The organism is Peribacillus sp. NJ11 (genome assembly GCF_030348405.1).
Classification (GTDB): Bacteria; Bacillota; Bacilli; order Bacillales; family DSM-1321; genus Peribacillus.
On sequence record NZ_JAUCFO010000001.1, the window covers coordinates 4920264 to 4933079 of the forward strand.

The window sequence follows — 12816 nt, forward strand, 5'->3', positions numbered from 1 at the left end:
TACGTTCCTATATGTTTTTTGTCCCTTTAGTAACGGTCCGTATATTTAGCAAACAATCTTTCAAATTAAATTCGATCGTTCTCCCGAAATTCCCGCCTACATCTTCGGCAATGACTCGAATGTGCAAGTCAGATAACTCTTTCCGGACAGCTTCAACATTCCGGGGTCCTATTCTCATTAAATCCCCTCCGGAGGCAAATTGAAACATTTGCGCACCGCCAGCCAACTTCGCTTTTAGGAATGGCATTCTCGCGCCTTCTTGTACTAATAGCTGCACTAATTCCTTTATCGCCGTATCTGCAAATTTGGCAACGTTTATCTGTCCCGATTTAGCAAGTGAAGAGTCAGGCAGCATGATGTGGGCCAAACCTCCAATTTCTTTTTTTTCATCATAAATCACAACACCAACACACGACCCTAACCCAGAAGTACGAATCGAATAGGGAGTTTTTATAATATTCATATCCGCTATTCCAACCTTAATAACCTTGACCTTTAACAGTTCAGTCATTAGGCGACACTCCTAAAGCGGAAAAAATGATATCAAAAAAATCGGGATCGGGTAAGAGAAAGAAATGACCCTTAATGGATTCAGCAAATAGCTGGTCTTTTTCAAGTACAGTATCAATGACAATGGCTGCGTCACTTACTTGAGATAATCCCAATAATCCATAACTGATCGATGCCCCTACCATATCGATACTCAATGACGGAACGGATGGATAGATATTCAATCGGGTGAAATCAGAGAGTGATGAGAGATAGAATCCCGATAAAATATTCCCTAATTCCTGAAGGCAGGAGAGTGCCAATTCATTATAAGGTGTGGAATCTATCAAAAAGGTTTCAACACCAGTCAGCTGACGAATCAAGTATTCAGCTACTGGAAGCGATAGGACAAAAAACATACTCCCGGAAGCATCACCTTCTATTCTAAGGAAAACACTGGCAACGACGTGATCGGCCCCGCCGGCCATTACCATCATTTCATCAAAGGAAACGATTTGGACATTAGGAACATTCATATCAATTTTCCTATTTAGGATGGCAGAAAGCGCCGTTGCTGCGTTCCCTACACCTATATTGGCAATTTCCTTCAAAATATCGAGTTGAAGAGGATTGATTTTTTCAATGAACGACATATGATTATCCTTCTCTTAATATATTTTCAGTCAATTCTAGACTCAAAGCCTTTTCCAAATTAATTAGGACGAGCAGACGCTTTTCAATTTTAGCCACCCCGCTAATGTATTCTGAAGCCACATGTCCCACAACTTCAGGCTGCGGCTCGATACTATCCACTGGAATATCCAAAACATCATTGGCAGAGTCCACTATTAATCCCACTTCCATATCATCCAGAATGACAATGATGACCCGTGTTGAACCATCGTATTCCACCTCTTCGAAACCAAAACGGACCCGTAAATCAATAATTGGAGTGATTACACCCCTTAAATTTATGACTCCCTTAACAAACAGTGCAGCCTTTGGAACTCTGGTAATATGAAGAAGCTTTTCGATACCGCTTACCTTATCCACTGGAATGGCATATTCTTTATCCTTAATTTGAAATACGATTACTTTCATATCCTGCGACATCTCATTCCCCTCCTCTAAAAAAACTCATGATGACAGGTTACTCTTAAAGCAAACCTAAATTCGAAATTATGAACCAACTTCCCATCACCCTGCCCTATTTATCTATCATTCAATGAATCAATGTGTTGCAATCTATGATTAAGGCAACTTGGCCATCACCAAGAATCGTTGCCCCCGATATTGAAAATGCAGTTGTTAAATAATTACCTAGTGATTTCAATACGATTTCCAGCTGCCCGATAAATGAATCAACGACCAATCCCGCTAATTTATCGCCTTTTCTTACAATGACCACAGAGAGGAACTCTTCATCTTCCTGGCTGAAAGGCACTTCAAATATATCTTTCAGGAACAGAAGTGGTAGAACTTTCCCCCTGAAGTCAATAACTTGTTGATTATGGGCATTCATGATATCTTCTTTTTTTATGATCGCAGTTTCTATAATAGAAGAAAGCGGTATCGCATATTTTTCATTTTGGATTGCAACCAGCATGACAGAAATAATGGACAATGTAAGCGGAAGCTGAATAAGGAAGATGGAACCTTCATTCTCCTTGGAATCGATCGTGACAGTTCCACCGAGAGACTCAATAGTATTTTTAACTACATCCAGCCCCACACCGCGCCCTGAAACATCCGATATGGTTTCCGCTGTCGAGAAACCCGAAGCGAATATCAATTCATAGATTTGCTTATCCGAGAGGGTGGCGGCAGTTTCCTTAGTTAAGATCCCATTGGATAGCGCCTTGTTCAAGACCCGCTCTTTATTGATGCCTGCACCGTCATCATCGATTTCAATGAAAACATGATTGCCGCTGTGATATGCTTTTAAAAGGATTTTACCTTCTTCAACCTTTCCTTTTGCCAGACGTTCTTCAGGTGTTTCAATCCCATGATCCATGGCGTTCCTTAATAAATGGACGAGAGGATCACCGATTTCATCAATGACTGTACGATCAAGTTCCGTTTCAGCTCCGATGATTTCCAAATCGACTTTCTTGTTTAAATCCCTTGCTAATTGACGAACCATTTTAGGAAAACGATTGAATACCGTTTCCACTGGCACCATCCGCATATTCAATACGATTGTTTGTAAATCACTTGTTATACGGGACATTCTTTCGACTGTTTCATGCAATTCCTGATTATCCAAATCACTTGAAATTTGATCAAGTCTGCCTCTATCGATTACAAGTTCCTCGAATAAGTTCATTAGTATATCAAGCCGCTCAATGTTCACTCGAATGGTCTTGCTTGATGCCGGCTTAGCGGGTGACTGTTTTTTCTTCTCATTAATATCAGTTGGAAGCACTGCATGATTAGTCTCTTGTTCCTGAACTTCAGCAACTTTATCCACTTTAACATTGGCAGCATGTCGCAAGCCTTCAAGGTCAAGGGTATTTATAACAACGTGATCCACTTCAGAAACCTTCATGATTTTTTTCTTTATCACTTCACTCGATTCTGTTGTTACCATGGTGACAGTAAATTGCTGATCGAACTGTTCTTCTTCCAAAAGTTCTACGGGTGGGTGTGACTTGATTACTTCACCTGATTTTTCAAGCACCTCAAATACCATAAAAACCCGAGCAGCTTTTAAAAGACAGTCCTCACGCAAACCTATCGAAATTTCAAAGCTATTGAAGCCTTGATCATAGGACTGCTGAAGTACTGTCCATTCAAATTCATCGTACTCTCCCGCAATCATTTCCTCCTTTTCAAGAGCGACAGAAGCTGCAACCTCTGCAATGGAGGTAGACACGGGTGACTCCCCTTTTTCAATCAATTCCAGCTGGTGGACAACACTCTTCACATTTCTTTTTCCATCTCCACCTTCAGCAATGGACATGACCATCGCCTCTAAATCATCAACTGCTAAAAATAACACATCGAACAATTCAGGCGTAAGAATGATTTGACTGTTTCGGATCGCATCCAAAACATTCTCCATCTTATGGGTTAGATTGGCTAAGTCATCATACCCCATTGTTGCCGACATCCCTTTTAGGGTATGGGCGGAACGAAAGATTTCGTTGACAATCGAGAGGTCTTCCGGGTTCTTTTCGAGTACCAGCATCTGTTCGCTGCACATTTGTAAATGTTCTTTACTTTCTTCTATAAATACCTCTAAATACTGGTTCATATCCATACAATCCCACCTCCACGTGTTAAAAATAGCTTATTATCGCTTTAGCTATTTTTTCTACATCCTCTATGCTATCTATTAAATTGGTATTGATTGCGGCTTTCGGCATACCAAAAACGATTGATGTCTCCTGAGATTCGGCTATCGCTTTTAAAGGACCCTCTTGTTTCAGCTTAGTAAGCCCCAGCGACCCATCCATTCCCATCCCGGTCATGATAACGGCTATTTTCGCAAGATCATTCATTTCACTTACCGACTCAAATAGCACATCGACTGACGGGCGATGTCCATTACGCAATTCGGATTGATCCAAAAGGACTGCCCAGCTCATTCCGACTTTCCTCACTTTCAAGTGAAAACCTCCGGGTGCGATGTAGGCGACACCTTTTTGGATCAGTTCACCCTCTTCAGCTTCCTTCACTTTAATCTTGCATAATGAATTCAGGCGTGTTGCCAAGGATTTTGTAAAACCGGGGGGCATATGCTGGACAATGAGTATGGGCGCATCAATTTCTTCTGGAAGTTCCGTCAAGACGGTCTGCAGAGCTCTTGGACCTCCTGTAGATGTACCAATGACTATTACCTTCCTATTTCCATAGGACCATATTTTTTCATTTTTTTCAATTTTAATCAATTCTTTTGAATCTATTTTACTATATTTTCCCCAGACCAATGGACTTTTTTCCATATTTATTGCATTTTTTTGTAGTTTGTGAACATTTGCCCTGCTGGCTGCCATAACTTTTTCATGGAGTTCTTTCTTGATTTTATGTAAATCCAATGAAATGGCACCTGAGGGTTTAGCCACAAAGTCAAAGGCCCCATTGTTCATGGCAGCAAATGTATTTTCCGTTCCTTCTTTCGTTGTGCTTGACAACATGACTACAGCTGTTGGACATTCATTCATGATCCGGTTTAATGCTTCCAATCCGTCCATAACCGGCATTTCCACATCCAAAGTCACGACATCGGGTTTTAAAGACTTTATTTTATCTAAGGCATCTCTCCCATTCCTGGCAGTCCCGATGACCTCAACCCTGCTATCTTCTGCTAAAAACTCTGAAATTAACTTTCTCATAAACGCAGAATCATCCACTATCAGCACTTTTACTTTACCCATGTAAGGAGACCTACTTTCCTAGAAAATATCTCTTCATATTTCGGAGAAAATGGCTTTTTTGTAAAGTCAATTCTTCCCCAAATGAATGATTCGCATATCTCGATGCAATGTCCAAAATAGCTTTGGATACATCGGCTTCAGAATCGACAAGGATAAAGGGCATTTGTTTGGTAACAGATTTTGATACTGTTCTATCGTCTGGTAAGAACCCTAGAGCAACCGTTTCCAGACCCAAAAATTTCATCAGTGCATTTTGGAGACGATTTATCGTTTTTTTGCCATCCTTGCTAGTGAAAACCCTATTGCAAACAAGGAACAGTGGAATCTCTTTATTTACGGAATGAATATATTTAATCGTGGAGTATGCATCCATAATAGAAGTAGGTTCAGGCGTCGTGATAACGACCCATTCATCCACACATAAAAGGAATTTCATAGAATTCTGTGTGATACCTGCACCCATATCAAATAAAATATAATCGTAGTTAGCCAACAACAAACTGAATTCTTCATTAAAACGGGTATACGAATCTTCATCAAACGCAAAGAGATTCTTCAATCCTGTTCCACCTGTAATGATTGAAATATTCCCCGGTCCGGTCGTAATGATATCATTCAAACTAAAATCATTTTCAAAGAAATCAATAATACTGCAAGGAGATTGTCCCCCAATCAAAATATCAATATTCCCCATACCGATATCCATGTCGAACAACAGGACCCTTTTCCCCCTTTGGGATAAAGCAATGGAAAAGTTCAAAGAAAAGTTTGATTTTCCCACTCCACCTTTACCGCTTAAAACGGCAATCGTCCTGGCCATTGATTGATTTTGGCGGGCTTCCAATCGTCTTCGTAAGTTCTCAGCTTGATCTTTCATATTTTTTAGCCCCAAAAGTCATTTTCAATAACTGTGATGATGTAGCTATTTCAATATCGTCTGGCACATTCTGTCCATCTGTTATAAAAGCGGCTCCTACTTCATGAGTGTGTATAAAATTGAATATAGCCCCGAAAGTGGAGGTTTCGTCCGCTTTTGTAAAAATGACCTGTTTAATCGGTATCGTAGCAAACTGTCGATAAATATCTTCCATATCCTTTTGTTTAGAGGTTAATGACAAAACTAAATAGGTTTCCATCTCAGCTGTAAAATGGATAATTTCATTAAGATCCTTAACGTATTGAGGGTTACGGAAATTTCTCCCGGCCGTATCAATAAAAACATAATCATAATGGGAGAAACGTTCAGTTGCCCTTTTGAAATCTTCCAAATTATAAGCGACTTCAATTGGAACGTTTAAAATCTTTGCATATGTCTTAAGCTGATCTATTGCAGCAATCCTGTACGTATCCGTCGTAATGAAAGCCACCTTTTTATCATGCTTCAGCATGGTTTCCGCAGCTACTTTTGCAAGGGTTGTCGTCTTTCCCACACCTGTTGGACCAACAATATTAATATACTTTTTTTGCAGCCCAGGTTTTCCGTTTTCAACCTTTTCCAAAATCCCGAACATGGCTTCTTCCAACCAAACTTGAACCTCTTCATCTGTGGATTGTTGTTTGAAAACGAACCATTTCTCAAATAGTTCATCCATGATTTGAGACCGAAGTGATATATCCACTTCCTGCTCTGTTAGGTAATCGTGGATTTTTTGCAGTTTCCCTGGATATTTTCTATCAGGTGAATAGATTTGTAAATTCTTGATCATATCTTTCAAACCTTCGATTTCTGTTAATAAATCAGCACTTTCCCTATTACCTTCATTCATATCAGTGGCATGACTTGCCACTTCCGGTTTCGATGGCAACTTTTTCGATTTCTGTTTGATTTTCATTTGGATAGGCTGGGAAACCGGGTCTATGGCTGCAATCACTTCAATATTCCTCTTTTTGAATAAACCTAGGAAGCCACCATTATATACAGCCTTTGAACTTAAGATGACCGCATCACTGCCTAGTTCACCCCTTATTCGCTTCATCGCCTCGTTCATAGATGGTGCCAAATATTTCTTTACCTTCAATCGACATTCACCACCCCTACACTTTGTACTTCTACATTCGATTCGAGTTCATTGTATGAAAGAATCGGTACATTGGGAAAATAACGTTCAGTTAATTGCCGTACATACATCCTTACCGCTGGAGAGCAGAGTAAGATCGGTTGGTGATCCATTAACGTCAACTCTTCCAATTTGGCTGCAATTGCCTCCAATATGGATTGCGATATAGTTGGATCCAATGATAAAAAGTTACCATGTTCGGTTTGCTGTACACCATCCGCGATGGTCTTTTCCACTTTGCCCGATAATGTTATGACTTTAATTCTATTTTCATCCGTAATAAAAGAATTCGTAATCTGTCTAGCTAAATTCTGCCTTACATACTCAGTAAGCAAGTCTGTGTCCGTCGATAACTTGCCATAATCAGCAAGTGTTTCGAAAATGATCGGTAAGTTCCTTATAGAAACTTTTTCCTTCAATAATTTTGCCAATACCTTTTGTACATCTCCTATAGACAACGGATTCGGAGTGACTTCCTCTACTAGGATAGGTGAGGATTCATGGAGATGATCGATCAATTGTTTCGTTTCCTGCCTGCCCAATAGTTCCTGTGCATTGGCCTTTATGACTTCCGTCAAGTGTGTGGATACTACACTTGGCGGGTCTACAACTGTATATCCCATCATCTCTGCATGTTCTTTCATATCATCCGTGATCCATTTGGCGGGTAAACCGAAGGACGGCTCTATCGTATCGATTCCTTCTATTGAATCATCCTCAATCCCGGGACTCATGGCCAAGAAATGATTAAGGAGCAATTCCCCCTTTGCCATGACACTTCCCTTAATTTTCAGCCGATACTCATTAGGATTCAACTGAATGTTATCACGTATTCTGACGACAGGGATCACAAGCCCCAATTCAATTGCAAGCTGCCTGCGAATCATGACGACTCGGTCCAGTAGGTCTCCACCTTGATTGGCATCCGCAAGCGGAATCAATCCATATCCAAACTCAAATTCGATCGGGTCGACACTTAAAAGGTTAACGACGCTTTCTGGACTTTTCATTTCATCGGTTTCCAGCACTTCTTCCATTTCTAGCATTTCCCTTTCGTCCTGCTGCGGTATCCTTGAAATCGTATACCCTCCAACGACTAATAAAGCAGCAATCGGTAAGGTGAATAAGTCGGAAATGGGCGTGAATAACCCTAAAAGGAAAATGGTCGCTGCTGTCAGGTAAAGCATTTTAGGAAATTGAAATAACTGTTCAACAATATCCGCACCGAGGTTTCCATTCGAGGCTGCCCGGGTTACGACTATTCCCGTAGCTGTGGAAATCAATAAGGCAGGTACCTGACTCACGATTCCGTCACCAACCGATAACATGGAAAAATGTACGGCGGACTCTCCAAAACTCATGTCCAATTGCATGACGCCAATGATCATACCGAAAATCAAGTTAATGATGACTATGATGATGCCCGCGATGGCATCCCCTTTAACAAACTTACTCGCTCCATCCATGGATCCATAAAAGTCTGCTTCGTTACTAATTTTTTCCCTTCTGGCACGTGCTTCGTTTTCGGAGATCATCCCAGCATTTAAATCTGCATCAATGGCCATCTGTTTCCCTGGCATCGCATCCAGTGTAAACCTTGCCGCTACCTCCGAGACCCGTTCGGATCCTTTCGTGATGACGATGAAATTGATGATGACCAAAATGATGAATACAACTAATCCTACAAGCACGTTACCTCCGACTACAAACGATCCAAAGGTTTCTACAACTCCTCCAGCATCACCATAGGTCAAAATGGCACGAGTCGTCGAAACATTCAACCCCAGCCTGAACAATGTCAATAAAAGTAGCAAGGAAGGAAAGATTAAAAATTCGAGAGGTTCCTTCATATTCATCGTAGTCAATAGAACCAGCAGCGCAAGAGAGATATTTAAAAGGAGTAAAATACTTAACAACCATGTTGGCAATGGAATGACCAACATGGCAACGATCATGATGACGCTCGATATAACAACCAAATCTCTTGCTCGCATGTTTTTTCTCTCCTAACTAACGGGTTACCCTATTACTTCTTTACAGTTTACCTTTGGTTTTATATACAAAGGCCAGTATTTCAGCGACCGCCTTAAAGAACTCCTCAGGTATTGCCTGGCCTATTTCAGCTTGATCATATAAAGACCTGGCCAAAGGCCGATTTTCCACCATGATCACATCGTTTTCTTTAGCAATGAATTTAATTTTCTGAGCAACAAAATCAACGCCTTTTGCCACTACATACGGAGCCTCTGCCTTATCTTCATCGTATTTTAAAGCAATTGCAAAATGCGTCGGGTTAGTGATGACGACATCCGCATTGGGAATTTCCTGCATCATTCTTTGAGCGGCCATCTGCCTTTGCTTTTGCTTAATCTTGGATTTGATAAGAGGGTCCCCTTCGGAATTTTTATACTCATCCTTAATATCCTGTTTCGACATCCGGATGTTTTTTTCAAAGTCATATTTTTGATACAAATAGTCCAAAAGAGCAATGAACAATAAAGCCACGGCAGCATAAAATCCTACTTTAATCGTAATATCCGCCAATGTTGCCATCGCTGCTTCCACAGAAATCTGTGATAAAATCATAATCTCGTCCATGCGCTGCCAAAGTACATAAAAGGCAACAAAACCAACAAATGATATTTTAAGAATGGATTTCAATAATTCAACAATGGCCCTCATTGAAAAAATTCGTTTGAACCCTTTAATGGGATCCAATTTTTCAAGTTTGAACTGAATGGATTCAGTCGAAAACAAAAAACCGATTTGCATGACATTAGCCAATACTCCAGCCACTATCGCTGCCGTAAAAACCGGTCCAAGAATAAGACCCATCTCCTTTAAAACCTCAATCATGATAATTTGTATATTCTCCTCGCTGAATCCAGGCAAGGTAAAATGCTGCAGATATTCTTTCATGAGACCGAGCAGGTGATTATACATGTACGGTCCCATAAGCAGTAGCACTGAAAGCACGGCAATTAAATTAACAGAGGTATTTACATCCTGACTCTTTGCCACCTGACCTTTTTTCTTCGAATCCTGACGTTTTTTTGGAGTCGCCTTTTCGGTCTTCTCACCAGCGAAAAACTGTAAATCCAGCTGGAACCTCTCCATATTAAACGCCTCCGATCAACTGCATTAGTTGGCGCATAGTCAAAAGCAAGAAATTGAAGAGTTGGGTGACAACCGTCATCATCATCCCCATCACCAGTACGATAACCGCTAAGCCGGCTATGATTTTCACTGGAATTCCGACAACGAACACATTTAATTGAGGGACTGTCCTAGCAAGGATCCCTAGCGTGACATCCACTAAGAAAATACTTCCCACTACAGGTATGGACATTTGAAAAGCAATCATGAAAGCTTTGCTGAAAGCTTTGGCCAAATATTCTATCAGTGTATTATTTCCGAATGGTACAAATAATTGGTCAATCGGGATGAACTGATAACTATAAAAGATTCCATCCAAAAGCAAATGATGGCCGTTAGTACTCAATAGGAATAATAAAGCGATTGTATAAAGATATTGTCCCATCAACGGGCTTTGTGCCCCAGTTTGGGGATCGATGATATTGGCAATTGAGAAACCCATTTGAAAATCAATCAATCCTCCAGCGATTTGAACGGCCGATAAAATCATATAGGCAGCAAACCCAATGAAGAGCCCAACAACTGCTTCCTTTATGATTAATAAATAAAATGTGACATCCAAGTCCAGAATCGGGGCTTCAATGGTATAGTACATGATCCAGGCAAGGAAGATCCCAAGCCCCACTCGATGTTGTACCGGTATTGAACGGTACGAAAAAATCGGCATAGCCACGAAAAACGTAGTGACCCTGACCACAATTAATAAAAAGGCGGGAAAGTGCGGAAATAATTCCTCCATGCCCTACCCTACAAATCGATTCAGATTACCGAATATTTCATTTGCATATGATAATAGATGGCTCAGCATCCATGGAGCCAATAGTATGAGACCCAATAAGACGGCCACGATTTTTGGAACAAAAGCCAAGGTTTGTTCCTGAATCTGTGTAGTCGCCTGAAAGATGCTTACTAATAGCCCTACAATAAGAGCGATTACCATCAATGGGCCTGCGATAATCAATACCATATAAATTCCTTTTTCTGCTACATCAATAACAAACTCTGCACTCATTTTTTCTCACCTGCTTAAAAACTCTGTAATAATGACTTCACTACTAAATACCATCCGTCAACAAGAATGAAAAGGAGGATTTTAAATGGCAGTGAAATCATGACCGGCGGCAACATCATCATACCCATCGACATCAAGACACTTGCAACGACCATATCAATAACCAAAAATGGAATGAAAATCATAAAACCTATTTGAAAAGCTGTTTTGATTTCACTGATTGCAAAAGCTGGTACAAAGGCAGTCAAGGGAATGTCCTGTATCGTTTCCGGCTTATCAAGCTTTGCATACTCCAAGAATAACTCCAAATCCTTTTGCCTTGTATGGGCACTCATGAATTGCTTAAAAGGTATCGAGGCCTGTACATATGCCTCTTCTAAATCTATTTCTTCATTAAATAACGGGGTTAATGCCTTTTCATTCACTTCCTGAAAAGTCGGTGCCATTATGAAGAATGTCATGAAAAGAGCCAGGCCGACCAACACCTGATTCGGCGGCATCTGCTGTGTAGCTAGCGATGTTCTCACAAAACTCAGGACAATGATGATTCTTGTAAAACAGGTCATCAAGATCAATATGCTTGGAGCCAGCGATAAAACGGTCATTAGAAGAACAAGTTTGACGGAAGTAGAGACATTAGTGGGATCACTGTTATTAAAAAACTCCATGAACTCATTCATTGTCTCGCCCTTTCCTATCAAGCTCATTTAACAGCTTCTTCCTGCTATCAGACATTTGATCGAGTTGATTTTTGAACACTGTAGAGAAACTTGCGGTTTCGGATTCTCTTTTCTTCAACAACTTATGTTTCACCTTAATTGCAAATTCTCCAGGCTGGATCATTTGATCCATCTTATCGTTGTAATCTTTCAAAAGCTGCTCATATTCCTCAGGATTATCTATTTCTTTCAAGAGTTGAATATTTTCGCCAACCCCGATCACCAATATTCGCCCGCCGACTTTAACAAGCTGGACAGAACGATTTGCTCCAAGGCTCGTACCGCCTAAATTCTCCACTGAATTTGCCTTTTGATACGATTTACTTTTTTTATTGATGAACTTTAATAGGATATAAAGAAGCGCAACTACAAAAATGGTAGCAAAAATCATCCTCAGAAACTCCCAAACGGTTATCCCCACTTTATTTGGATTCGTAGCCTGGTTGGTAGATTGCGAGTCTTTTGATTCATCCTTATCCACTTTTAAATCATCTGGCTGTTCATAAACATCCTTCACCGTTTTTTCAAGATCTTCTGCATGGGCCTGTATGGCCCCTGAAAAGATTACTGCTATCAGCAGTGTGGCCTGAAGCCATTTTTTAATAAAAAACAATATGCAGACACCCTCTTAACTTAATGCTTTATTTATGGCTTCCAACACCCGGTCTGCCTGGAATGGCTTCACGATAAAGTCTTTTGCTCCCGCCTGGATCGCATCAATGACCATGGCTTGTTGCCCCATTGCTGAACACATAATGACCTTAGCTTGAGGATTTACCTTTTTAATTTCCTTTAATGCTGTAATTCCATCCATTTCAGGCATGGTAATATCCATCGTTACAAGATCCGGATGCGTTTCTTTATATTTTTCCACTGCTTGGGCACCATCCGCTGCTTCCCCTACTATTTCAAAACCATTTTTAGAAAGGATATCCTTTATCATCATTCTCATAAATGCTGCATCGTCCACAATTAAAATTCTGTTAGCCATTATTTTCGTCCCC

14 protein-coding genes are annotated in these 12816 nt (G+C 40.5%); all 14 read right to left on the bottom strand.

Annotation, left to right across the window (positions count from 1 at the left end):
- Positions 1 to 7 precede the first annotated feature (7 nt).
- Positions 8 to 511, bottom strand: a complete 504-nt coding sequence (locus tag QUF86_RS23990) for a chemotaxis protein CheD (RefSeq protein WP_289335909.1) — start codon at positions 509 to 511, stop codon at positions 8 to 10.
- A complete protein-coding gene (locus QUF86_RS23995; RefSeq protein WP_289335910.1) occupies positions 504 to 1142 on the bottom strand; it encodes a chemotaxis protein CheC in 639 nt (212 codons plus the stop codon). The genes QUF86_RS23990 and QUF86_RS23995 overlap by 8 nt, the downstream gene beginning before the upstream one ends.
- A 4-nt stretch (positions 1143 to 1146) precedes the next feature.
- A complete protein-coding gene (locus tag QUF86_RS24000; RefSeq protein ID WP_289335912.1) occupies positions 1147 to 1602 on the bottom strand; it encodes a chemotaxis protein CheW in 456 nt (151 codons plus the stop codon).
- Positions 1603 to 1711: 109 nt separating this feature from the next.
- Entirely contained in the window at positions 1712 to 3751 is a 2040-nt protein-coding gene (locus QUF86_RS24005; protein WP_289335913.1) for a chemotaxis protein CheA, read from the bottom strand.
- A gap of 19 nt (positions 3752 to 3770) precedes the next feature.
- Positions 3771 to 4868 (bottom strand): protein-glutamate methylesterase/protein-glutamine glutaminase, encoded by a 1098-nt coding sequence (locus QUF86_RS24010; RefSeq protein WP_289335914.1) that lies wholly within the window; start codon positions 4866 to 4868, stop codon positions 3771 to 3773.
- A gap of 10 nt (positions 4869 to 4878) precedes the next feature.
- A complete protein-coding gene (locus tag QUF86_RS24015; RefSeq protein WP_289335915.1) occupies positions 4879 to 5745 on the bottom strand; it encodes a MinD/ParA family protein in 867 nt (288 codons plus the stop codon).
- Positions 5729 to 6886, bottom strand: coding sequence for a flagellar biosynthesis GTPase FlhF (gene flhF, locus QUF86_RS24020; RefSeq protein WP_289335916.1), 1158 nt, complete (start codon positions 6884 to 6886; stop codon positions 5729 to 5731). Before flhF ends, QUF86_RS24015 begins: the two co-directional genes overlap by 17 nt.
- A complete protein-coding gene (gene flhA / locus QUF86_RS24025) occupies positions 6883 to 8919 on the bottom strand; it encodes a flagellar biosynthesis protein FlhA (protein ID WP_289335917.1) in 2037 nt (678 codons plus the stop codon). The genes flhF and flhA overlap by 4 nt, the downstream gene beginning before the upstream one ends.
- Positions 8920 to 8959: 40 nt before the next feature.
- Positions 8960 to 10042 (bottom strand): flagellar biosynthesis protein FlhB, encoded by a 1083-nt coding sequence (gene flhB, locus QUF86_RS24030; protein ID WP_289335918.1) that lies wholly within the window; start codon positions 10040 to 10042, stop codon positions 8960 to 8962.
- Position 10043: 1 nt separating this feature from the next.
- A complete protein-coding gene (gene fliR / locus QUF86_RS24035) occupies positions 10044 to 10820 on the bottom strand; it encodes a flagellar biosynthetic protein FliR (protein ID WP_289335919.1) in 777 nt (258 codons plus the stop codon).
- A 3-nt stretch (positions 10821 to 10823) separates the two neighbouring features.
- On the bottom strand, positions 10824 to 11093 hold the full coding sequence (gene fliQ / locus QUF86_RS24040; RefSeq protein ID WP_230158060.1) for a flagellar biosynthesis protein FliQ: 270 nt from the start codon (positions 11091 to 11093) through the stop codon (positions 10824 to 10826).
- A 14-nt stretch (positions 11094 to 11107) separates the two neighbouring features.
- On the bottom strand, positions 11108 to 11773 hold the full coding sequence (gene fliP, locus QUF86_RS24045; protein WP_289318434.1) for a flagellar type III secretion system pore protein FliP: 666 nt from the start codon (positions 11771 to 11773) through the stop codon (positions 11108 to 11110).
- On the bottom strand, positions 11766 to 12425 hold the full coding sequence (locus QUF86_RS24050; RefSeq protein ID WP_289335920.1) for a flagellar biosynthetic protein FliO: 660 nt from the start codon (positions 12423 to 12425) through the stop codon (positions 11766 to 11768). The genes fliP and QUF86_RS24050 overlap by 8 nt, the downstream gene beginning before the upstream one ends.
- Before the next feature lie 15 nt (positions 12426 to 12440).
- The gene (locus tag QUF86_RS24055; RefSeq protein WP_063231856.1) at positions 12441 to 12803 is read right to left on the bottom strand and encodes a chemotaxis protein CheY; all 363 of its coding nucleotides are present in this window, start codon (positions 12801 to 12803) and stop codon (positions 12441 to 12443) included.
- Positions 12804 to 12816: the final 13 nt, after the last annotated feature.